This is a genomic window from Sphingobacterium sp. UBA6645 (assembly GCF_002455685.1).
In the GTDB taxonomy this organism is placed as follows: domain Bacteria; phylum Bacteroidota; class Bacteroidia; order Sphingobacteriales; family Sphingobacteriaceae; genus Sphingobacterium; species Sphingobacterium hotanense.
The window spans coordinates 37619-60369 of record NZ_DKLH01000003.1; the positions used below are offsets into that span (position 1 = coordinate 37619).

Sequence of the window (22751 nt, forward strand, 5' to 3'; positions counted from 1 at the left end):
TTGAGGTACAACCACTCTGTGCCTAATCTTCGGCGCAGATTATCATAAGTTAAAAGAGAACATCAAGGAATACATCTTTTCCTAGTTCGGTAGTCCCCTCTTTGATATCGAAAAACAATCTCCAATCACCGGTCATCGTGAAATTCACTTTGCCTTTGTAACGGCCGTTGCCAGCACCCACCGGTGAGATATTGTTAGGAGAACCATGGTTCATGGAAGTCATTTGAGGATCAAAGTCTAGTGTTAATCCATTCTGTTCGGGAAATGAAAACATGGTTTCCCTTTGGAAGATCATAACTTCTAAATCATTCAATCCTATTTTTGGCGATGCTGGTTCAACCAGTGCCATCACGTATCGTTTATCATTTGATGCAGTAAAAGTCTTCACCGGCACATTGCCAGCAGGCGCGGCTTTCACATCAATCGGAATACTGATCTCTTCTCCATTGACTTTGAATTTCATTTCCCAGGAACCTGACTCACCCGAGGGCATGGTAAACACGACATACCCTTCAAAACTATTCGTTTGATTCGAATATGTTAAAGCACTCGATGGTGCTCCGTGGGTCATGGTTCCCATGTCCATAATCGGCGAGAAACTTATATTGGAAGAGGTCTGTAATCGGCCGTCTTTCGTAAGTTGAATATAAATTCTCTGATAACCGACCGTTAGATCTTTGTCGCCCATGAGCGTGATCTCTTCATCATTGCTTAAAGTAGCTTTCGCAATAATTTGCTTATCTGTTTCGATCTCCACAATTGGATCATCTTTCGAACAAGACCCCATAAATAAGAGCGTCATGCAAAGCGTAAGGAGATAGCTTATCTTTTTCATTGTATTATATTTTTTGTGTTTTTAATCGCTGTTAAATGCTACTTATGCCTTCATCCTCATAAAACGTTTTTGAGTCTAAAGGAGGATCATAAGTTTTTAAAAGTTTAGGAAATAATATATTGATTTCTAAATGAATATGTTGAAGCAGGTCGTTCTCAAGCGCCTTTAACTGGGCATGTAATGAGATATAAGAATAGCAAGCGTTCTTTGGCGGCACGTAATTATTCGTGATCCTACGCAGTTCTTGTAACTCGTCACCTAAATCCCCATGTTCATAACGAAGGTATTGAACCAATTGACAAGTATGTTCAGTCGTTAGCATGCTTAAGTTATGTGCTCCGGGAAACAGTTGCTTCTCTTCCATGTCGATGTGGTTATATAACTCAGCTAAGAATACATCGACTTCTTTTGCGAAAGTGACCAACTCAGGTTGCTCACTAGCATGTACCATAGCAACTCGGCTTGCTAAATTACTGATAACGGGACCATGCTCACGTATATAATAATGATGTACATTTTTAATGTATGCCGCAAGGAAATCTAACTCCCAGCTCTCAAAATTTAGGTAGTTAGTGGGCGCTTCGATTTTCGCCGCTTGTGCTGATTTAAGTTGAAGCTCGGATTCAGTAAGCTCAATAGAAGCAGCCGCTTCAGCAAGAGTCTGCTTACCGCCACAACAGAAGTCAATACCCAAACTCTTTAATAGCGACGCGTTCCGAATATCCTTCGCCGCGATTTCTCCAATTGTTTCCTCAGCCTTTGAAACATGGGTCCTTCCAATCCTCACCTGCCAAATTTGGGGTCCCGATTCTAAATATTCCCATTGGAAGCCATCGCCTTTCTCTGTTAAGAGTTGAAAGTAAAGCGGCTTCGGATCATGATCATTCTTGATGATAAACGATTCGCCTTCAGAGAGCGCATCAAAATATTCAAATATGGTTCTTATTTTTTCCTGAGTCGTTAAATTGCAGACATCAAGTAAATTAGAAATAATCATGGCACTTAAAATTTAACACATTATTGTATCTTATAGATCTTTTTTCTTGAAATAACGAAGGGAAAGCCATAAAGGAATAATGCACCATAATAGCATTACAAACAGCGTAATCCCCATGCCTAATGCTGTTCCAAAAAAATCTCGAAAAATTGCTCCGGTATAACCCATCATGGCCGATAGATCAAGTTCTAAAAGAATCAGAATACGGCTAATATCGATCGGGTTGAACATAGACAAGGCGACCATTAGATTCTCAATCGGATAATCTGAGAACTGGAATAACATAAAGAGAACCAAAGCGTCAAAAAGCAACCCGAAATAAAGCCATAATAAGATCGCAAGTCCGATCCCTTTTGATTTATCTCTTATCAATACTGATGTCCACATGGCAATTGACACAAATATCAACGACAACAATATACCGCATCCTATCAATGTTAAACCAGATATACTGAAAGCATAAAGAAAGGTTGGCACAGCGACACCGATGATAAATGATAGTGTCAAAGCGCCTGCTAATCCAATAAATATACTAAGCCAAATATGAGTACGCTTAAGAGGCTGACTCACAAGCAGGTTAATAAACTCGGCGCTATTATATAGGTAAATACTTGTAAACACAATGTTCACCAAAGGAACAACAAAAAGCACAATATTCAGTAAGCTAACCAAGCCTTTTTCATAGTTATCCTCCATACTGTAGACGCTAATTGACAGCACAAGCAGCAATAACGTGTAGACTAGGATAGTCTTATTCCTCAATAGGTCAACAAATACATATCGAATAATTTTATTCATGGACAGCTCCTTTGTTAGGGTGGTTTGGCACAGTCATTACTTGGGCAATTGCTTTCGATAATTTTTGTGTGCCTGTGTCTTCTTTTAATTGTTGCAATGTTTTGTGAAAGATCAATTGACCATCTTGCAGATAAATGATTTGTGAAACCATATCATCCAAATCACTTAGCACATGTGAACTAATAATAATCAGCTTGTTTTTATCCTTCTCTTTTTGGATTTTATCTTTCAGAATCTCGGTGGATAGTGGATCCAGACCTGCGGTGGGTTCATCCAGAATTAACGCTTTCGGGCAAAACATAAAGGCCAAACAGGCGCTTACTTTTTGGCGGGTACCACCCGATAGGGTTCCCATCCGCTTACCTAGCAGTGATGGCAGATTAAAAGCTTGATAAAGCTCCAAATCCAACTCGCTCTCTGGCATCTTGCGGATATCTTTCATCATATCCAATACCTGAGCAATAGTCATATTTTCAGGATATTGCCCTATTTGCGGCATATACCCAATTTCGTTCCGATAAATCCACTTCTGTTGGATATTCTGCCCTTCGAAAAGGATGTTGCCCGCACTAGGAACAACCATACCTAGAATCGTCTTTATCAAAGTGGTCTTACCACTTCCATTTGGTCCGATCAAAGCGATACACTCTCCTCCTTCCAACTGAAGATTGATATCGTTTAATGCCTTGAGCTTTCCAAACTCTTTTGTGATATGTTGAATCTGAATCATACTTTCATCGATTTCATTCGAGGCTTTTCATCTTTGAGGCTCTCGGGAGTTAAACTTGGTAATAACTTCTCTGTACGATCAAATAACGTGACCATAAAACTTCTAAAGAGTAGCATGGCCGAGGGATAGCGCTCCACTAACATGGAGAACAAACTAACAGGACGGAAAGGAATATCCCCTATCCCATCTTTATCAAGGTCGTACCCTTCATATTTGTCCCAAAAATTATTCTCAAAATAGTTAAGCGATAAGGATCCGTTTGTGGCTACGTCAAAAGTATTCTGCATGAAATTATTGTCTTTAAATCTATTGTCCATGCAGCTTGCCTGTATTTTAATTGCCCAGCCGTTGTCCTTAAAATTATTTTGTTCTAGATGGATCCGATTGGATCCTTCCATAAAAATTCCGGTAGTATTTCTGTCGAAATGGTTATTAATAATCTGGCTATCGGATATATCTTTTAGGAGAAGACCATAGGCCGCATCTCCCCAATTTTCTTCAAATCTATTATTCTCCATGTGTACATTCTTGGTGTACATCACGGCTACGCCCGCCCCATTCGAGCGGAAAGTATTCCCTACATAGCTATTATCATGTGAAAACATGAAATGTAGTCCGTAGCGAAGATTATCTTGCGACAAGTTATTCAATACATGAGTATGCGTCACAAATTCTAAGTACACGCCGTCACGATGTCCGATAATCTCATTTTGTTGAATATCCAAACTATCAGATTTCCAACCGTGTATACCATTCCCGATCAGCTGTTCCGCTTTTCCATAAGCACGAATTTTATTTCCGCGTATTTCTAAGCGCTTGCAGCTCTGCGAGTAGATCCCAAAGAAATTGTCATCTAGAATGTTGTCTATCACTTTGACATCATAGGTATTATAAATTTTTACCCCTGCGATATCATCCAACGATGAGTGTCCGGACGACTTGAATGTGAATCCTTTGACGAGGACGCCATGTGATTTGATAGACAAAGGCTCATACTTCTTTTGACCATCTAAGGTTGGATTCCCTTTTCCTAAGAAAGTAATTGGTTTGTCGATAACGATATTACCTTCTTTATATAAGCCTGCGTGCACTAATACAGTATCGCCCTCTTTGGCCAACGCAATCCCTTCTTTTATCGTTTTCACACGTTTTCCAACGCCTATTTCAATGGTAGCAGCATGAGAACTCGCTGCTACCATAAAATAAACAAACATTGTACTAAATATATTTAAGGCTAAGCTTTTCATCTTGTTCAAACTATTTCCACAAATCGTCCCATGTCATGGTAGTCCCACCTACCGAGGCTTTTGTTTTTTCCAAATCTGCGTTATTGCTAAAGGCAGCAATATCTCCGCGCATCGGACTCTTTAGTTTTTCACTTTTTAGATAGAACATTTTCTCTGCCGGCAACAATTTATTTGTTAAATAATCCGGCAAGAAAAATACCGCGACATCTTCCTTCTTCACTTGGTTTTCTTTAACGAAAGCGACCATGCATTGAACATCATCAAAATTATAGGCCCGACCTTTCTTCGTAAGTAGCTGTGTGCCGAAACGAGGATCGCTCACTGTCATCTTACAATACGCACATTGATCCGATCCATACTTAATCGGCTTAGGTTCATTGTTGCCTTGACAAGCTTGCAATCCAAACATCAGCAACATTAGGCTACTCAGGCATAGCAATAAAATCTTACAGCTCTTCATAATTAATTTAGTTTTGTGTTTTTTGATTTTCTCCATTCTTGCACCGTGCAATAAGCGATGATCACACCAACTAGGATAAAGATCCACCCTCCAATATCAGGGATGGAATAGGCTCCAAAGTTGAGCAACTGCTTATAGCCGATTAACGGAGGTTGGTAGGACATTCCCGGCACCTTAATGGGAGCATTGGGATCAAGGTTGTGTCCATAATTGTATTCCCATATGTAGAAATCTACCATAGCCACTACTCCGAAAAGCAAGAAGGCAAAGAATAGGAAATACAATGCTTTCCTCTTATTGCTGATTGCGACAAAAAGGAATAATGCAGCAAAGACTCCGATGATATACGGAAGTACCGTAAACTCAATAAAATCCTCTGCATGAAGTGTTTTCATACCGATATAGTGGTTCAATCCATTGATAATATCCACTTCTCCGGCCAACTTATTACTGTAAATTTGCAGTTCTAACCCTTCGGGGTATTGAGCTGCATCCAGCTCAATACGCCAAATAGGTAAGAAGATGACTGCTACTAAAGCCACCCCGCATAGCCCAATCAGGAAGCGGTGCAAAGGTGACATGTTGTAGTTAGTTTTCATCTTTGGGGGTTTTAGTTAGCATTTTCTGCAGGTAAATTAGTACCCACACTATATGTCACTGGTACATTACTTCCTTTTTTAGAGATGCGGATATATCCTTGCATTTCTTGGTGTAATGCACTACAGAAGTCTGTACAATAGAATGGGAATACACCAACACGATCCGGTACCCATTTCAAAGTCTGAGTCTCTCCTGGCATAATTAACAATTCACCATTTCTAGCACCCTTTACAGCAAATCCGTGCGGCATATCCCAGTCTTGTTCTATGTTAGTTACGTGGAAGTAAACCTCATCGCCCAGTTGAACTCCTTCAATATTATCCGGCGCAAAGTGCGAACGAATGGATGTTAAATAAACATGGACTTGATTTCCTTTACGCTCGACGCGAGCTTCCTTCTCACCTTTTGCTGCATAAGGATGTGCATTTTCTTCGATCTTATAGATCTTCAGCGCACGTTCTTTGATCTTATCTGCACGCATCGCTTGCGCGTGGTGAGGCTCTCCGATAGTCGGGAAGTCAAGAATCAATTGCATCTTATCTCCGGAAATATCAAATAACTGTGCACTTTGTGACAATTCAGGACCTACCGGTAAATAACGGTCTTTGGTGATTTTGTTATAAGCTACGACGTATTTCGCATCCGGAGTTTTTGTATCACCGCCAGGAATCATCAAGTGACCTGTTGAGTAATAAGTAGGAACACGGTCGATAACTTTCAAGTCTTTGATATTCCATTTTACTAATTCAGATGATACGAAGAACGAAGTAATCGCATTTCCTTTACCATCGAACTCTGTATGCAATGGACCTAAACCTGGTTTTTCAACCTCGCCATACAACGCCTCTTCGTATTTGATAATTGGAATACCACCGAATTGTCCGTCGAATTTTTTACCGGCAATTGCTTTCTGCATTTTGTCAAAAGAAAATACAGGAATCAAAGCCGCTAATTTACCAGAACCTACGATATACTCACCTGTAGGATCCACATCGACTCCGTGCGGAGATTTAGGACATGGAATATAGTAACAAAGGCCTTCCAGCTCTTCCGCATTTAAAACGATCGTTTCTGTTTTGAACTCAGTCTTTGCAGTATGAGATTTCTCATCGTACTTGTTATGTGCATACTTCAAGTTAGAAACCTTCTTGCCTTTTCCTGCTTTCAAATACTCTTCGGCTTTTTTCCAGTTAACGGCAAGAATAAAATCCTTATCGTTTTTCGAAGCATTCACTTCCAACAAAGTATTTGCTTGCTCTGTATTATAAGTCGAGAAGAAGAACCATCCATGTGATTTGCCTTTACCTGCGCGACTTAAATCGTAGTTCACGCCGGGAGTTTCAATCTGGAATGCCAAGTCCATATTACCGTTTTCTTTATTCACGCTGACAAAGCTTAACGTACCGCGGAAATTCTTTTTATAAGAATTGATAGGCACATCACCGTCTCTATCATCCGGTGGAATAGAGAAACGAGTACCTGCTACTACATACTCTGTATTCTCAGTAATGAATGGCGATGAGTGGTTACCACCGCTATTTGGCAATTCCAGGATTTCCGCAGTACGGAAAGTTGTTAAATCTACACGAGCAATACGTGGCGTATTATTCGCATTTACGAATACCCATTTACCATCATATTCACCGTCAGTCTTAGAGATTTGCACGTGGTGCAAGTCGTCCCAAGGCACATTTCCATGTGATGTTTCCAACATTGGTTTGGTTTCCTCACTAAATCCCCATCCTTTTTCCGGATCCAACGAAAAGACCGGAATAACACGTAACAATCTACCTGATGGTAAACCGTAAACTGCTAATTGTCCACTGAAACCACCAGAAACGAAGTTGTAAAACTCGTCGTATTTCCCTGGGGCAACGTAAGCTTTCTCGGCAGCATTGCCACTTACGGCTTCGCTTGCGCCTTTCGGCTTACAGGACTGGAAAGTTGACATCAGCGTCGCCGCTGCCAACCCTGCTAATACATACTTTTTAAATTCCATTATATTATGAATTTGGGGTTAATAAAATGTGCTATCTATTATTTGACACCATCATTCTCACGCATGTATTCGTAAATTTGGCGAGCTTCCTCATCAGTAATATTCTGATTCGGCATACGCACCAAACACAATTCTAACTGCGCTTGTAAAGCTGGGTCTTTGTCTAACATCGGGTCTGGATTTGTTACGAAGTTCATGATCCACTCAGGTTTTCTACGTTCAGTAACGCCTTTCCATCCTGGTCCTACTAAACGCTCATCGCTCATCTTGTGGCATGATGCACACTTCACATCGGCAACAAGTTTGCCTTCAGCAGCCATAGCCGGATCTAGCTTTTCGCCGATTTCAACGTTTGTAAACTTTCCTTCTCCGCGATGTTCGTCATACGCACTCGCGTCATTGCCTGCAGGAGCACTTACTTCTGAAGTAGACTCTGCTTTTTTGCTCTCGTTGCTGTTTGATGAACATGCGTAGATAAACATCGCCATCAAACAAAATACCATTAGTTTTTTCATAGTTTGTCAGTTTTCCAACCTCTAAGGAGGTTTATGTATTATTGTTATTACAAAGGTATCGTGAAGGGTAGTAGTGATTTTATGCGTTCAATCATATTTACACAATGACTTCTATTGATAAGCGGTAAAAAGTACCATAGCGCTTTATAGACGAGGGTATTACTTCATATTGTGATTTTAATCACAATATGAGTTGATACAAATCAGACGTTTTAAGCCTTCTTCTGGATATTTTTGATTAAAACTTATTATTTCACTAACATTTAGACTATGATTCCAATCGAAATACTTTTGGAAAAAGGGGCAGTCAAAAAGAATGTTGATGCTGGAGAAGTGATCTACCACGAGAATAGTAATTGTAATTATTACTATCAAATCCTTACTGGCCGGGTTCGCCTGAGCAATTTTCTAGACGATGGTCGCGAAGTACTCCACAAGGTCGCCTGTGCGAACGATGGATTCGGCGAAGTTGCTATTTTCGATGAAGGTCTTCACGGAATTACTGCTGTCGCTGACTCCCCCACTACACTCATCAAGGTTAGCAAAGATGGTTTTAAAGAAATCTTAAAGGAATATAGTAGCTTCTATCAATTCTTTGCGCAAAAAATTGCTAAGGACCTCCATTTTAAGCAATTCTTAACGAGTCTCGTTTGTAATTTCGCACCAGAGGACATCTTGCTCAAGCTGATTCATAAATTGAACGAAGATCGGCAATTGATCTGCCAGGAATGCCATCGCCTCATGTTGACTAGGCAACAGCTTGCGAATATGACAGGCTTGCGCGTAGAAACCATCATCCGGACGATGAAGCAGATGGAAAGAAAGGAAATCTTGCAGATTATTAAAGGGAAAGTATTTGTCCCGGCCGATGGACTTAATTAGAAGAGATAAGACGAACACAAGTTATTCGTGGCGGCGGAAAGTTTAGAGGGGTCCTATAACTGGGATATTGACGCGTTTGTGGAGGCAGTTCGGTAATTATCTGAATACATCTATTAGGCCTTACCAAAGAATCAAGAGAGACTACTCGCTAGAGTAGCCTCTCCATTTTATAAAACTAAAAGTAGCTTAATGACTAAGTCTTTCGCAAGCTACAGCGAACATAAAATTGTTTAAGGGTTTCTATTTATTCCCATATAGTGCGAAGTTGCAACCAATCGAGCAAATACATTTCCGAAAATCACAGAATTATAGACCTTAGTATAGTTAATATAATTGAATTGCGGATAGTCTGGGGCACCCGAAATTGCTGCTGCACCAAATTTAGATTTAGGCACAGGAAAATCATGTCCGTCAGAAGTGGTCGCGAAAGGAAAATAAATATAGTTCGGATATTCACCGTTTTGATGATTGCAGGATAAAAAACTAGTATCACCTACGTAAAAGAAATGTTTTGTTTTATGTCTAAACATGGTCAATCCCGTAGCGGGCGGACGGTTTCGCGATGAACCTGTATAAGTGACTACCGCTGATTCTGGAATGCCCTTTAGATACAAACTATGCGATCCATCTTGGCCCCAATACACGCCTCTGACGTCGCCAAAACAATAGTTCAACACATCTGGATCCTCTGTAGTCATTTTATATACAGCTCCGGCGACATCATTTATTACTGCATCGATTTTCGTACCAAATAATTTGCTCATAAAGTTCTCCACATTGATCGTTTCAGTTTCTACCATTAAAAAGACAACTCCTCCGCGTTCGATGTAATTATACAAAGCATCATAATCTGCGGCATTAAAACCGGCAAACATTCCGGCGATAACGACATCTGGATAAGTAGCAGGATTTGCTAATTGAGCCTGCAGTTTGCCTGCGTCAGCTGGAATCACTACGTGGTTAAATCCTTCAACCCGCATATAGTTACTTTGAGGCCCAAAATTATACGGACTTCTTAAAAATGCACCTGAAGCCAATGTTGGAACGGACGCGCCATAGCTATAGGCAGAATTTCCCTCTACATGCAAAATTGTCTTTCTTGGAAACACCTTCCACATTTTCATTACGCCATTTAATATCTTTCCTTTGCTAGAGCCTGTGTAATCCCCAAAAACAACAGTTCCACCATCAGGGAATTTTTCTGTAAGTGTTTCGGTAGTACCATTCATCAATTTTACTTTAAGATCAAAAAATTCAACTTCAAAGGATTTCGTATTGACATCTGCCGTATAATAACTCGCCACCTTTACTTGTTCAGAATCAGCATCTTTATTCGTAAAATTGAGTAAACCAATACTCTCATCGGTATAAAGGTTTCCTTGGAATGCGCCGGTCAACAAGTTGAACTCGCCACCTTTAATCGTATTTGCTGCATAGTTGGCTGAAATATCGACAATATCAGCAAACATTCCTTTTGTATCAACTTCAACTCTCAACTGAGCCATTTGGTGTTGAAAGTTAATTGAAATTGGCGTGGATCCATGCACGGAAGTTACCTCGCCACTGGCATACAACAAGGGCATATCGGGCTGTGAATAGATATTCGGTGTTTCTAGGTCGATTGACCCTAAATCAGCCTGATCGCTTGAATTATAAGAATAAGCATACCATTTATAGGTTTGGCCTTCGAAAACATCAATCTCTAATGCTACTCCCGCGGTGGCAACAACAGCTTTTTCCATGCGATTTGTCGTTGTATTAAAAAGTAATACACGGTATTTTACACCGTCGTCCATCTTAACAACCGCACTCCTCAACGAACCATTATTTGATACATTTTTAGCAGTACTATTTAAAATGCTTGGCTGTTTCAAATTCAAATCCATTTCTTCTTTAGAAGTATGGACATCCATCGTAAATTGACCTACTTTTATAGATGGTTTTGATTTACTGCTCGATGAGATACCACCAAGCTCCACGGCAGACTCTGCTTTATTGGTGGCCGGTTGGCTCTGTGCAACAATACCAGCAACATTGATAACCAATTTAGGGTCTCCGCTTTTACCGGTAAAATTCTCTTTGCTACATGAACCTAGCATTACAGCCGCAATTAATAGTCCTGCGCAGGTTAGGAACATCCTCGATGCTCCCATATTTTTTAATATTGAAATCATTTTCATGGCTAGTCAAAAAATCCCCAATCTTTGTTAATTGTTTCTTCGGTTTCTTCGGTCACCCAGGGACTCGAAATTTCCGGTCCTCCACCCGGCTGCATGGTCGCTGAGGCAGCAGCAACGCCACACTCCAGTTCGAGTTCTTCACTCGTTATGCGCGGTGGAACATAGTCTTTGATTAAAATTTTACGTTTATCCATCGTGTTTTAAATATTTTAAGCGATTTACTCAACTGATAAATCGCGTCAAATGTCAATAATGGACGGAATATGAAAGAATACCTCTATACTAAGGATATACAATAGGATATACGTCAGATATACGCTGTAGGAGGACAAGTCCACCCCCTTCACAGTATAAAACTGAAAATCAAGCTTCTAGTAATTAGGCACACAGCTCCTGTGTCCCATATGATTATTGAAATGACAAGATAGATTAGGTTGAGAGGGATTAAATTGTATCATTTGATGCCTTTTTACAAGATTTTTTGCGAATTAAAATCGCATTATGCTTGTCAAATAGACAGTAAAAACGAAAGCTAGCGCAGGATTAGGTCCTACGCTAGCTACACACTAACACACGATAGACTAAGGAGTTCTGTCTATCCCCATATAATGGGAGGTTGCAACAAGTTGCGAAAAGATATTTCCGAAGATCATGGAATTTTCAACCTGCCATGATCCTGCTGACATCGGATAGTCTAAGGAGCCTACGCTACTTTTTACGCCATATTTTGTATGGGCGATTGGAAAGTCACTGGAATTTGCACCGGAGGTAACAAATGGCTTTTTATAGTTATAGCCCCACTGATAGTTTCTTGCAGAATTGGCTAAAAAATAGGTATCTCCAACGAAAACGAAATTCTTCGTTTTATGTCTAAACATGGTTGCGCCATCTTGTGGTGCGAAGTTTCGTGAGCTTGTGCTATAAATATCTATATCGCTCAGAGGAAGACCACTAACATACAGCGTTTTTGAGTCGTGCTGTCCCCAATTCGTTCCTCTGGCATCTCCAAAAGGCCAACTTAGATATTCCTGAAATTGATCCGTCATGGTATAAACAGCGCCTCCAGCATCATGTTCGGCTAATGATATTCCACTTCCGAATAGGTTTTGAAAAAAGGTTAAAGCCGCTTGATTGTGCGTTGTACCAGTTTCTTCGATCATAAGGAATACAGCACCGCCCTTATCCAAGTATTTTCTTAAGGCAGTGTAGTCCGTATCATTAAATTTGGGCTCCATACATGCGATAATGATATCTGGATAATTCAATGGATCGGCAAGAGCATCTGCAAGTTTTCCCGCAGCGGCATTGATTTTTGTATGTGTAAATCCTGCAATTCTAAAATAATTACTCTTTGGTCCAAAATTTAAAGGATTGTTGATAAATGCACCTGAAGCAACTTTTGTATTATAGGCCGCCGTACCATAGTGTTCATAGGTTTCGACATGCAGTATAGATTTTTGAGGAAATACGGTCCACATTTTAAGATTTCCCGCTAAAATCTTCCCTTTGCTTGAACCTACGTAATTATCGAATGTTACAATTCCGCCGTCTGGAAATTTGGAAGCAAGAGATTCAATGGCTCCATTCGGAAGCTTGATATCTAACTTAGTAAATTTTACCTGATACGCATTTAGCGTAACGTCAGCAGTGTAATAGCGAGCAGCTTTAACCCGATTATTATTGGGTTCAGTAGTGATAAAACTCAGTTGTCCGACTGAAACTTCTGCAAGATTCCCCTCAAATGCACCCGTACGAATATTAAAGTTCCCCGTTTTGACATAATTCGCATTAAATACGGCTGCTAATTCTTCAATATCACCATAAACGCCCCTGGTATCCACCTCAACTTTAATTTGCGCTAATTGGTGCTGAAAATTGATATTGATGGGGGTCGACCCTACATCGTTGGCTGTTACAGTCCCATTTGCGTACAACAATGGGCGATCTGTCTTAGACTCTACCTGCGGATTATTGATATCTGGAGCGATTATGTGATCTGCCGTATTGTAGGAGTAAGCATACCACTCATATTCCTGGCCTTTATACACATCAATTTCTAGAAGTGTCCCCGCAGTTGCAATCTCAGAACGTTCAAATTTCTTCGTCGATAGATTAAAGAGCAGGATACGATATTTGACGTCATTTTCCATCCCAACAACCGCTGCCCTCGAATTTCCATGGATAGATGGACTATTCTGTGTGCTGCTTAGTCTATTAGAAAGATTGATCTGTTCAGTGTCAGATGTTGTTTGGGAATTGATTTCTACCGTAAATTCGTCAACCGCGAATGATTGGTCATTATTGTTTGAGTTCGAGGAGAGTCCACCCCTGCCCCCATTTACAGCTTTAGACAGATCATAAGCATCTTTCGTTTCTACAACTCCAGCGACTGCTATACTAAGTTTTGAAGTTTGAGAATAGTCGACATATTGATCCTTGGAGCAGGACGAAAAGATAGAGCTGCTAAATAGTAGGGTTAGCAATAAATAAAACATCCTAGATATTGTATTTATTATAGCTGTTGTCATCATATCCATTGCGCTAACCAAATAATTCCCATTCGTTGTTTTTGACTTCTTCGTCCTCTTCTGTAATCCAAGGATTGTTGTTCCCATTTCCACCCCCCGGAGAAACTGTCGCTGAACTTGTGGCAATGGAAGTCTCCATTTCAATTTCGGCCACCATAATACTTGGAGCGAGATACTCCATTTTTAGCCATTGCTTAATACTCATTATTCGCATTAGTTAATTAATATTTGTTCATAGGTTAAGAGAGTGCAAGGTTAAAGAAATCAAAAAAAAGGCAACAACATTATGCTACCACACAGGTACTTTTGAACAATACAACATACATACAACATCAAAAAACCTGAATCAACAAGCTGATAATCAAGAGCGATAAACAAATTGAAATCGGCAAAAATGAGATTTTTAGAGGAAGGAAAGAATGAGAAAGGAAGGCTTGGGGAAGCCCTATATAGAGGATTCTGAAGATTTTGTAGCGATACGATCTATCCACACATACAAATCTTCATCCGAAGCTATTTGGAACGACTTTCTTAAGCGATTCTTTTTCGTTTGCACACTTCGTATGGCAAGGTGGGTATAACTCGCGATTTCCTTTGTCGTAAAGCCAAGCTTCAACATCGCACAGAAACGAAATTCTTCCTGTGTCATGTTGGGGTTGATATCCGCCAGGGCTTCGTAGCAATCCGGGAACACCTCTTTAAACACAGATAGAAATAGGACGTTATCTTCCATCGCTAGCTTGACAAGTCGCTCGATTTGAGCAGATTGAGAATTATCATTTAATTTGCGCGTTAATTTCATAATAATTTGATCACTACGTTCTTTTTGTTCATAGAGACGCGTAATCTCACTATTTTTTGTAATGATGAAAATAGCATTGAAGCCCGTAAAAACAACCAATTGCAAGAATGTATGAATTCTGGTTCGACGAGCAAACTCCACCGATTCCCCCATTTTGATATCAAAGAGCTCGAAGTCGTAGCGGTGACCAATATAAAAGAACGTTAGCACCAGCAATAATAAGGTAAGTCCATAAAAATAATTTTTCCGTTCATTGAATAGGAAGATGCATGCGAGAAGAATGCCGAAATAATAGAATGTTAATCCATTATCAAAACCTTTGGCTGAAGAAAACACAAATATCAGGACGCTACAGAACAGGACGATGGAAAAGACGAAAGAGTCTCGAAAACGTGCTTTCGTAAAAAAGAAAAGCATTAAGATGATAATACCTAAGGAAAAAAGGAATAAGGATGTTAAGAAGAAGCCATCAAATAAATCTTTGATCGCATCAACGAAGAAGAAGATACATAGCAAGAACGCATATTGATTTAGCACCCTTGCTTTCACATATTCTAAACCTCCCAAATGTGGTGATAGATGTCGATTAGAAATAAAATCCCAGAACTTCAGTATTCCCATACTTTTATCCGATAACATAATGTAAGAATACCTTCAACACTTAAAAATTAGTTAAACCATAACTTCAAGCTACTGTTTAAAGTTATTTTAAACTTAAATTACAAATGCTGAAAAATATATTTCGTTAGTGCGCCATGCGCGTATTCATAGATACGCTAAAATAGTGAAATATAAAACACAATTCAACAACAATAAGGAAATGATATTCCTGTAAAGAAAATTATGTAGCTATTAAGCCATATGAAGATATTCGGGAGTACATCGCGGTTTAGGGAAAGTAGGCCCGTATTGTTTAGAGTTTCAAATACGCCATTAACTCCTTCGCAGCGGCTCTGCCTGCACGATTAGCACCAATGGTAGAAGAGGACGGCCCATAACCCGTTAAGTGGATACGAGGGTCCGCAGCGACCTGTGTGACCAATTGCCCTGTCATGACGACACCGCCTTTTTCGCTAAGGAGGTTTAAGCCCGCTAAATGATCTAAGGAATGTCGGAATCCAGTGTTCCAAAAGATTACATCAGCGTCCATCGTCGTTCCATCTTCCCATCTTACGCCTGTTTCGGTTATTTCCTGAAACATAGGTTTTCGATCGAGCACACCATGTTCTAACATGTCTTCTATTGCAGGAGTGATAGGCAGCCCCGTAACAGACACGACGGATTTGGGAGGCAAACCTTCACGAACACGATCTTCTACCATCGCAACAGCTTCCCTACCGTGTTCTGGCGAAAATTCATAATGACGAAAGTCTGGAGGTCTCCGAGTGACCCATGTGGTTTGAGTAACTTTAGATATCTCTCCAAGCAGTTGCACAGCCGATATCCCGCCACCAACGATGATGACATGTTTGCCAATAAACTCATCGGCATTTTTATACTCGCCCGTATGCAATTGGCGACCTTTAAATTTTTCCCAACCCGGATATTTCGGGCAATTAGGTGTTTTCCAAGTACCGGTTGCATTAATAATTCCTCGAGCATTGAACTGTACACCGTTTGTTCGAATAAGAAAACGACCATTTCTGTCGATCACTTCAGTAACTTGAACCGGACGGATGACAGGTAAATTAAATGTTTTCTCGTAAACTTCGTAGTATTTCGGAATAGCTACATTTGCCTGTAGCTCCTTATCTTTTGTGTTAACAGCATCCGCAAATCCTAAGCCCGGTAGGTCATTAATACCATTCACATTACTGAGGGTGAGCGAATCCCATCGATGTTGCCAAGCGCCGCCAGGGCCGAACTCATCATCGAGAATGACAAAGCCCTTACCTGGTTCCAAACCTTCGCGTTTCAGGTGATAAGCCGCCGATAAGCCGGCTTGTCCTGCACCAATAACCACAATATCAACCTTGTAGAATAATTCCGGACGAACGGCACTGGATGTAGGCCTTCCTGAATCGGGTTTACCAGCTTGATTTCCCATAGGATCTGTTGTAAAATGTTAATGTGTTAATTATCTCTAACTACCACAAATTACAAAATGATTGATTGTACGCCTAATTTAATGTCATAATAAAGTGCTTCTATGACATTCCTGTGCATACTTCACAAAGCACAACTATTTAGAAATATTAATATAACCAAAAGTCCCCGAGTTCGCAGAACTCAGGGACTTTGATTATAGAGGAATATGAATATTCTGAATTAGTTTCCTAATTTAAAATTAACACCAACTGCTGTTGTTAAAATCCCTTCGAAGTTACGACCTCCGTATTCTCTATCGAAGCCATCACCAAGCAGATTTCCGCGGATGTCGATATTTAAATCTAGTTTTTCTGACATACGGATAGTTTGCAAAAACCCTACATGTGGAGAGAATCTAGTAACGGCAGGTTCGTCAAATGATGTCGTTACACCAACTCCAGCATAAGGAATCATTGTGTAGATACGATTGGCATCAAAACCCGAAATATCATTCGACCAGTTAAACATTACATCAGCTCTTAAGTTGAAGTAATTGAATCTTTGCTCTTTCAACCATTGTGAAGGATCGTATTCTACCCCATTTGAAAGGCTCTCGTCTTGAGTCAAACCCTTCATACGTCCTCCAGAAACAGCCAAACGGCCACCGAATGCGTCGGTAAACCATCTACCACCGTATATTTCAAAAGCTGGACCGATACGCTTTCCGAAGTCATATTGTTTATCATGATCTCCAAAGAATACGTTTGCTCCCACATTTGCGCCAAAAAACCAATACGACGATAAGCCATTGAATTGGTATCTTGAAACAGGCAATTTATCTTCTAACGGATTATTTGCGAATGCTGTAGAAACAAAGGTTAGCAAGGATAAAACACTAAGTAAAAATGAATTTTTCATCTGTATTAAAAATTATTATTGATTTGTTATTCTTGTAGGTAGTTTGCTTTTTTTTATTTTTTATATCTCGCTTCGTAAAAGAGCGCTTCTTTCTCTTTTATTCTCAAATACATTTCCATGTTCGAATAATCTCGTGGCAATGTCAGATATAAATTCGCGTAGTTTGTTTTCACATTTAATTGAACCGGATCTGGAAAGTTTGTTGAGTTGTTCGCATTGCTCACGTCGTACCCATAACGTGTCACCTTGCCTGAACGCTCAGTAACCACCACCACATTATCTTCAAATTTGATCTCTTGAATATAAGCCTGGCTTAAACTTTCTTGCTTATGAGTGCCCGACTCATTAGATGCAGCGTACGTTGGTTTCCAAACGGTGTTTTTTAGCTCGGTAGCTACCGTCTCTTTAACATCTGGTGGATAAACGATTGCATCATCGTCACAGCCCATTAATCCGATACAGAATCCAACGACTAGAATTCTTTTTAACATAATACTCTCAATATTTTGTGGTAAATATTCGATGCAGGCTATACAATCTTTCCCGGCATCGTTTCTAACTCATTTAATCGTGATGAAATAACCTTCCTAAATTATATCCAACACGTGTTCACTCGATAAAATAATCACAACCAAAATAAGTGCAATTGAAGCACTTAGCCAAAAATTCAAGCTTTAGCAACTTTATCACAACGAGAATATTATTTAATACATTAATAAATAAAATGCATCAAAAATAAACTTGGATAACAAAAAGTGTATTATTGAAATAATAAAGTTTTATATTTCACTTATATGTAATTTTTACCTATATCAGCAACAACCTATTAATTTTCATTTGTAAAATTATAGCCACAATTGAAAGCAAGTCTTTCCTTAAGGTCATGTAAGTTTTGTTAAATTCATCAAACCCTTAAAAAAATCGCATGTATTAGCTTTCCTCAATTTGTCTTATTGTGAGTAGATTATCGTCACATACTTTAATCGGAATCAGATAAATCTTTCATGATTCCATTGAAACGCCAATAGGAATGAAAGTTCTTGGTGGCCTTTAAAAACAAATGCTTTTAGAAAAAAAGAGGCTAAGTAGTCAGTCTACTTAGCCTCTTTTTCTCACAATTAAGCAATTAAAATAAAGTCCTCTAATTTATTTTAATAATTAAACAGCAAGTTTTCTAAGAAATAAAATTCATCCAATCAGCATTCTCATCGTAATTCACGATAGGATCCGCGTGATTTTTGCTCATAAACTGTCCATTTAACATCGTCAGATCCATTAGCATATGCTGACGTGTTAGTTCTACTAACTGCGCATTGAAGCCTTCCATTTCTAACACGAATTGAAAACAGATCATACGTGAGATCATACGACCTAGGGTAACTAAGTCACGTTGGTTTAAGCCTCCGTCTAGATTGAAATCTACCTGCGTTTTAAAGTAGTCGACACTGATATTTGTGCGATTATAAGATTTCAAGAAAGCCAAGAAGTTGGTCTCTTTTGCTTTTCTCATGAGTTTTAACACCGCTTCTGCGATCTGCGCATATAACATCTCATTCGAACCCTCAAAAATTTGGAAAGGTCTGCTATCCACCACTGCTCTACCCGCTAAATGGTTCAAGCGATATCCGTTAGCTCCTGCCAACTGTAGACTTATCTGTGCAGACTCTTGCATCATATCTGTTACCAAAGCTTTCAACGAATTTGCCTCAACACTCATGGTCGCTAAGTCGTGTTCTATCCCACTGCTCTTAACACTAAAGGCACACATACCTGAACAGATCGTGAAGGCCGCTTGAATTCTAGCCAATTGATATTTTACGGAATCAATATTGATCAACGGTGCTCCGCCAACGATACGTTGTTGGCAATGTTGTATCGACTCATCTAATAGACGCTTGATAAAGCCCAGCCCCATACCCGGAAACTGAAGACGGCTACGGTGTAGCATATCCAACATCAATTTGATGCCGGTGCTCTCCGGGACGAGCTTCTGCTCCGCAGGAACTACCACATCGATTACATTGATCCCATAAGGAATTGCATATAATCCTAGATTATCGTAACGCTCTACCATCGGAATATGTTGAGCTTCTTTACTGTTTTCTGTAACGAAGAAATCTATATCGCGAGATAGATCTCCATTCTCCGCTTGTTTTCTTGCCGTAACCAACCAGAAGTCTGCTGCACCACTAAGGCCTTGCCAATGCTTCTCGCCTTTGATCTGATAACAATCGGCCAGCTGCTGGTATGCTGTTTTCATGTTCAAAGCATCACTACCGTAAGCTTTCTCAGTAATCATCAAACCGCCCATCGCGTTGTTTTCTAAGAACTCTTTGAAAATTCGTTCCTGCACTGGAAAAGTACCATATTTTGCCAATGGTTCTAAAAACAAGGCAATATTGATTCCGAACATTAGCGATAATGCAAGCGACTCATAAGAAGCGGCCGAAAGAACACCTAAGCATTCTTTTACCTGCACTCCTCTACCACCATGCAATTCGGGAATAGCAACTGAAAGAGGCTTCTTTTCCATAATCTTCGCAAGAAAATCCGCAGGCAAGTCACGATTTAAGCTGATCGCATTGTAATCGTACTCTTCTCTAAAAAGTTGTTTTAGGTGAGCTCTGAATGAACTAATATAGGTTGTGTAATCTTGTTGACTAATAACGTTAGACATGTTTCAATTCAATTTTACATTTAATACTTATTGTATCTACCTGATTAAGGCTCATTCGACTGCTAGGTTTATTTTTCAATAGATGTATCGCGTCGAAATATACAATATTTGACAGATGTAAAATTAGGAAGAAGTCATTTTAATGACTGTGGATATTAGGACAATAGATAGGACAAATCGTGCATTTGAAAGGAAACAACTAACTGCCTGTCTTCCGGTATTCGCTGGGTGATATACCCACAATTTTTTTGAAAATACGTGTAAAATATGACGGGTCGTCAAATTCCAGTTCATAAGCAATAGTTGCTACCGTCTTATTCGTTTCTAATAGCAATAGCTGACTGTGAATGATTGCAACCTCTAAGATCAGCTGTTTCGATGATTTCTTAAAAACTGATGATACACAGCGATTTAAATAATTTAATGAAACAGCTAACTTGTCCGCGTAAAATTTAACCGATTTTTGTTCGCTGAAATGAAGATGCACTAATTGCTTGAAGGCAATCGCAACTTCTTCTCGTCTACCAAGTGTTTCGTTCGCATCCGATAACTTGATAATTTTCAATAATGCCGTCTTAAAAATACTTTCGTAATATTCCTTATAGGGACTTTCAGTGTATATCTCTTTGTTCAATAATCGAAGTAAACTATCCAGATCGTTACTATCATTCTTGCTAAGATTCAACAAAGGTGATATCGTGAAAATATTAAGAATTTCTTGCTCTCGAAACAAGGAGGTCATGGCCTGTTCTTTGATTAGAATACAATGGCCTTGCGCAAGTTTATCCACGGAATGTATTGCCGATATTGTTCCATAATTACAGATAACCACCGCTGGCGCCTGAACTTTAAACGTGGTCGATTCTATCTGGTGAGTAAAATATCCTTCCGTTATATGAATCAATAAATTATAACCAAAAAATATGGGTGGAATCGGCGTCTTTAGATAAGGGGCAATATCTCCGAGCGCAAATATTTTAATGGGCGTTTGAATATAGGTCAGATGCTTGAGTCCATCCTCCATAAACTTCGCCACAAACTCATGCGCATTGATTTTATTCTTATCCATCAACCTGTCCTATGCTAATATTTATGCAAAAATAATTAACTCCATTCAAAGGAAAAACTTTCATGTTTCCTTTGAAACACCAACAGGGATGAAAGTTCTTGATGGCCTCTGAAAACAGACACTTTCAGAAAAAAAAGAGTTGGCTACATCTCCCTCTCGATCAATTCAACAGGCAAAACAACAGTTTTAAAATTCGTTTCTTTGCCACGTTGCTCAATCTGTTCAATCAATAGTTCTGCAGCTCGCTTACCCATTTCAAAAGCCGACTGCCGTATTGCTGTGATACCCGGCGAGAAGATATCGACTAAATTCGAATTCGTAAATCCGACGATTTCGATTGGCTTCTTCGCCAGCCTAACATTTCTTCTCAGTGCCTGTAAATACCCTGTGGTCAACTTATCGCCCGAAAGGAAAATACCATCATAATCCAATTCCGCCAAGTGATTAATTGCTTGGTCAATCTCTGACTGCTTTAATCCACCATATTCACAGTATTGGACCAGCTTCTCATCGAATTCCAAATGCTGCGAAATCAGACCCAACTTGAAGCCCTCGAGTCGCTCCTTGCTATTCGACAACTTTTTCGAAGAACTTAACAAGGCTATCCGCTTACAGCCCTTCTTTACAAGAAACTGAACACCTTCATAGGCCGCCCGCTTATTATCTGTAATGACGCGATGACTTTGCAAGGTTGCAGGCACCCGATCAAAGAAAACGATCGGCATCCCCTTTTTGATCATTCCTTCGAGATAAGCAGTATCAGAACTTTCTGACGACATCGCCATCAATAGACCATCCATGGACCTCGAGTAAAAATGTTCTACATGAAACCGTTCGCGTTCCGCAGACTCATTGGTCTGTGAAATGACAACCTGATAATTTTTATCGTAAGCAACAGACTCGATGCCGTCGATAACTTGAGAAAAAAAGTTGTTCGCTATCTCACTGACTACGATGCCGATACTATAGCTCTTCCGCTCTTTCAGCCCTCGAGCTAATGGATTCGCCCGATAGTTAACCTTAGTCGCAAAATCCAAGACCAGACGCTTTGTCTCATCACTAATCTCGTGGCTATCACGCAAAGCACGAGAAACCGTCGATGGCGACAATTTCAAAATCTTAGCAATGTCTTTTAAGGTGTAATGGTCCTGGCTCATGATGATAAATTTAGAGAATTATATTGAGATATGCATCTTGCGAGAACGAGGAATAACACAATGCAGAAGGACCAAAATGCGATGAGATACCATTCAAACTTTTTGCTGACCCTAATCAATCCCCTTCCCAAACGGTTTTGATTGGGGTTTGTATTGGGTTTGAAAGGGCTTTGAATTGGGTTTAAGTGAAACTTGCTTCGATACAACATGAACCTACTGAGAACTAAAAACAGATAAAAGCATTCATATTTGCATTGAAATAACAAGAAGGATGAAAGTTCTTGGCGCCTTTGAAAAGAGACGCGTTCAACAAAAGAGGCTGTCTAAAA

Annotated in this window: 21 protein-coding genes; 1 reads left to right on the forward strand and 20 read right to left on the reverse strand. The window is 39.7% G+C overall.

Translation table 11 applies throughout. The features are described from left to right. Positions 1-49 precede the first annotated feature (49 nt). From B2400_RS00385 to B2400_RS00425, 9 genes are read right to left on the reverse strand one after another with little or no spacing between them, the layout of a single operon-like run. The gene (locus B2400_RS00385) at positions 50-835 is read right to left on the reverse strand and encodes a FixH family protein (RefSeq protein WP_286651316.1); all 786 of its coding nucleotides are present in this window, start codon (positions 833-835) and stop codon (positions 50-52) included. 31 nt (positions 836-866) lie between these two features. Further along, positions 867-1832, reverse strand: a complete 966-nt coding sequence (locus tag B2400_RS00390; RefSeq protein ID WP_286651317.1) for a DUF542 domain-containing protein — start codon at positions 1830-1832, stop codon at positions 867-869. Between the two features lie 30 nt (positions 1833-1862). Continuing rightward, positions 1863-2630 (reverse strand): ABC transporter permease subunit, encoded by a 768-nt coding sequence (locus tag B2400_RS00395; protein ID WP_286651318.1) that lies wholly within the window; start codon positions 2628-2630, stop codon positions 1863-1865. Beyond that, complete coding sequence (locus B2400_RS00400) at positions 2623-3360, reverse strand: ABC transporter ATP-binding protein (protein WP_286651319.1); 738 nt, start codon at positions 3358-3360, stop codon at positions 2623-2625. The genes B2400_RS00395 and B2400_RS00400 overlap by 8 nt, the downstream gene beginning before the upstream one ends. Further along, positions 3357-4607, reverse strand: coding sequence for a nitrous oxide reductase family maturation protein NosD (locus B2400_RS00405; protein ID WP_293930114.1), 1251 nt, complete (start codon positions 4605-4607; stop codon positions 3357-3359). The genes B2400_RS00400 and B2400_RS00405 overlap by 4 nt, the downstream gene beginning before the upstream one ends. A gap of 10 nt (positions 4608-4617) precedes the next feature. Further along, the gene (locus tag B2400_RS00410; protein WP_223110878.1) at positions 4618-5067 is read right to left on the reverse strand and encodes a nitrous oxide reductase accessory protein NosL; all 450 of its coding nucleotides are present in this window, start codon (positions 5065-5067) and stop codon (positions 4618-4620) included. 2 nt (positions 5068-5069) lie between these two features. Further along, on the reverse strand, positions 5070-5666 hold the full coding sequence (locus tag B2400_RS00415) for a hypothetical protein (protein WP_246172516.1): 597 nt from the start codon (positions 5664-5666) through the stop codon (positions 5070-5072). 11 nt (positions 5667-5677) lie between these two features. Further along, complete coding sequence (gene nosZ / locus B2400_RS00420; protein WP_286651322.1) at positions 5678-7666, reverse strand: Sec-dependent nitrous-oxide reductase; 1989 nt, start codon at positions 7664-7666, stop codon at positions 5678-5680. Between the two features lie 38 nt (positions 7667-7704). Continuing rightward, on the reverse strand, positions 7705-8181 hold the full coding sequence (locus B2400_RS00425; RefSeq protein WP_286651323.1) for a c-type cytochrome: 477 nt from the start codon (positions 8179-8181) through the stop codon (positions 7705-7707). Positions 8182-8451: 270 nt separating this feature from the next. On the opposite strand from B2400_RS00425, the gene B2400_RS00430 reads away from it, so the two are divergent. Then, the gene (locus B2400_RS00430) at positions 8452-9063 is read left to right on the forward strand and encodes a Crp/Fnr family transcriptional regulator (RefSeq protein WP_286651324.1); all 612 of its coding nucleotides are present in this window, start codon (positions 8452-8454) and stop codon (positions 9061-9063) included. A gap of 230 nt (positions 9064-9293) precedes the next feature. On the opposite strand, the gene B2400_RS00435 is transcribed toward B2400_RS00430, so the two are convergent. The 11 genes from B2400_RS00435 to B2400_RS00485 form a co-directional block, all read right to left on the reverse strand. Next, positions 9294-11216, reverse strand: a complete 1923-nt coding sequence (locus tag B2400_RS00435) for a fimbrillin family protein (protein ID WP_293930119.1) — start codon at positions 11214-11216, stop codon at positions 9294-9296. Between the two features lie 29 nt (positions 11217-11245). Further along, the gene (locus B2400_RS00440) at positions 11246-11437 is read right to left on the reverse strand and encodes a hypothetical protein (RefSeq protein ID WP_149525510.1); all 192 of its coding nucleotides are present in this window, start codon (positions 11435-11437) and stop codon (positions 11246-11248) included. A gap of 387 nt (positions 11438-11824) precedes the next feature. Continuing rightward, entirely contained in the window at positions 11825-13738 is a 1914-nt protein-coding gene (locus B2400_RS00445; protein WP_293930121.1) for a fimbrillin family protein, read from the reverse strand. 46 nt (positions 13739-13784) lie between these two features. Continuing rightward, positions 13785-13976, reverse strand: a complete 192-nt coding sequence (locus B2400_RS00450; RefSeq protein WP_223110877.1) for a hypothetical protein — start codon at positions 13974-13976, stop codon at positions 13785-13787. 240 nt (positions 13977-14216) lie between these two features. Beyond that, complete coding sequence (locus B2400_RS00455) at positions 14217-15194, reverse strand: helix-turn-helix transcriptional regulator (protein ID WP_286651327.1); 978 nt, start codon at positions 15192-15194, stop codon at positions 14217-14219. 292 nt (positions 15195-15486) lie between these two features. Beyond that, a complete protein-coding gene (locus tag B2400_RS00460; protein ID WP_149525507.1) occupies positions 15487-16620 on the reverse strand; it encodes an NAD(P)-binding domain-containing protein in 1134 nt (377 codons plus the stop codon). A gap of 221 nt (positions 16621-16841) precedes the next feature. After that, entirely contained in the window at positions 16842-17519 is a 678-nt protein-coding gene (locus tag B2400_RS00465; protein WP_286651328.1) for a hypothetical protein, read from the reverse strand. Between the two features lie 53 nt (positions 17520-17572). After that, positions 17573-18010 carry a hypothetical protein gene (locus B2400_RS00470; protein ID WP_149525505.1) on the reverse strand — a complete coding sequence of 146 codons (438 nt, stop codon included), beginning with the start codon at positions 18008-18010 and terminating at the stop codon, positions 17573-17575. Positions 18011-18693: 683 nt separating this feature from the next. After that, positions 18694-20196, reverse strand: a complete 1503-nt coding sequence (locus B2400_RS00475; RefSeq protein ID WP_286651329.1) for an acyl-CoA dehydrogenase family protein — start codon at positions 20194-20196, stop codon at positions 18694-18696. A 199-nt stretch (positions 20197-20395) separates the two neighbouring features. Next, positions 20396-21265, reverse strand: a complete 870-nt coding sequence (locus tag B2400_RS00480) for a helix-turn-helix domain-containing protein (RefSeq protein ID WP_286651330.1) — start codon at positions 21263-21265, stop codon at positions 20396-20398. A gap of 143 nt (positions 21266-21408) precedes the next feature. Continuing rightward, on the reverse strand, positions 21409-22422 hold the full coding sequence (locus B2400_RS00485) for a LacI family DNA-binding transcriptional regulator (protein ID WP_149525502.1): 1014 nt from the start codon (positions 22420-22422) through the stop codon (positions 21409-21411). Between the last annotated feature and the right edge of the window lie 329 nt (positions 22423-22751).

What these genes read in the sequence shown, in the direction of transcription:
- B2400_RS00410 (WP_223110878.1), bottom strand. Translation starts at nt 5,067, where the DNA reads ATGAAGAGCTGTAAGATTTTATTGCTATGCCTGAGTAGCCTAATGTTG.
- B2400_RS00470 (WP_149525505.1), bottom strand. Translation starts at nt 18,010, where the DNA reads ATGTTAAAAAGAATTCTAGTCGTTGGATTCTGTATCGGATTAATGGGC.
- B2400_RS00440 (WP_149525510.1), bottom strand. Translation starts at nt 11,437, where the DNA reads ATGGATAAACGTAAAATTTTAATCAAAGACTATGTTCCACCGCGCATA.
- B2400_RS00405 (WP_293930114.1), bottom strand. Translation starts at nt 4,607, where the DNA reads ATGAAAAGCTTAGCCTTAAATATATTTAGTACAATGTTTGTTTATTTT.
- B2400_RS00425 (WP_286651323.1), bottom strand. Translation starts at nt 8,181, where the DNA reads ATGAAAAAACTAATGGTATTTTGTTTGATGGCGATGTTTATCTACGCA.
- B2400_RS00395 (WP_286651318.1), bottom strand. Translation starts at nt 2,630, where the DNA reads ATGAATAAAATTATTCGATATGTATTTGTTGACCTATTGAGGAATAAG.
- B2400_RS00455 (WP_286651327.1), bottom strand. Translation starts at nt 15,194, where the DNA reads ATGGGAATACTGAAGTTCTGGGATTTTATTTCTAATCGACATCTATCA.
- B2400_RS00400 (WP_286651319.1), bottom strand. Translation starts at nt 3,360, where the DNA reads ATGATTCAGATTCAACATATCACAAAAGAGTTTGGAAAGCTCAAGGCA.
- B2400_RS00485 (WP_149525502.1), bottom strand. Translation starts at nt 22,422, where the DNA reads ATGAGCCAGGACCATTACACCTTAAAAGACATTGCTAAGATTTTGAAA.
- B2400_RS00390 (WP_286651317.1), bottom strand. Translation starts at nt 1,832, where the DNA reads ATGATTATTTCTAATTTACTTGATGTCTGCAATTTAACGACTCAGGAA.
- B2400_RS00465 (WP_286651328.1), bottom strand. Translation starts at nt 17,519, where the DNA reads ATGAAAAATTCATTTTTACTTAGTGTTTTATCCTTGCTAACCTTTGTT.
- B2400_RS00430 (WP_286651324.1), top strand. Translation starts at nt 8,452, where the DNA reads ATGATTCCAATCGAAATACTTTTGGAAAAAGGGGCAGTCAAAAAGAAT.
- B2400_RS00415 (WP_246172516.1), bottom strand. Translation starts at nt 5,666, where the DNA reads ATGAAAACTAACTACAACATGTCACCTTTGCACCGCTTCCTGATTGGG.
- B2400_RS00475 (WP_286651329.1), bottom strand. Translation starts at nt 20,196, where the DNA reads ATGTCTAACGTTATTAGTCAACAAGATTACACAACCTATATTAGTTCA.
- nosZ (WP_286651322.1), bottom strand. Translation starts at nt 7,666, where the DNA reads ATGGAATTTAAAAAGTATGTATTAGCAGGGTTGGCAGCGGCGACGCTG.
- B2400_RS00385 (WP_286651316.1), bottom strand. Translation starts at nt 835, where the DNA reads ATGAAAAAGATAAGCTATCTCCTTACGCTTTGCATGACGCTCTTATTT.
- B2400_RS00435 (WP_293930119.1), bottom strand. Translation starts at nt 11,216, where the DNA reads ATGGGAGCATCGAGGATGTTCCTAACCTGCGCAGGACTATTAATTGCG.
- B2400_RS00480 (WP_286651330.1), bottom strand. Translation starts at nt 21,265, where the DNA reads ATGGATAAGAATAAAATCAATGCGCATGAGTTTGTGGCGAAGTTTATG.
- B2400_RS00450 (WP_223110877.1), bottom strand. Translation starts at nt 13,976, where the DNA reads ATGAGTATTAAGCAATGGCTAAAAATGGAGTATCTCGCTCCAAGTATT.
- B2400_RS00445 (WP_293930121.1), bottom strand. Translation starts at nt 13,738, where the DNA reads ATGTTTTATTTATTGCTAACCCTACTATTTAGCAGCTCTATCTTTTCG.
- B2400_RS00460 (WP_149525507.1), bottom strand. Translation starts at nt 16,620, where the DNA reads ATGGGAAATCAAGCTGGTAAACCCGATTCAGGAAGGCCTACATCCAGT.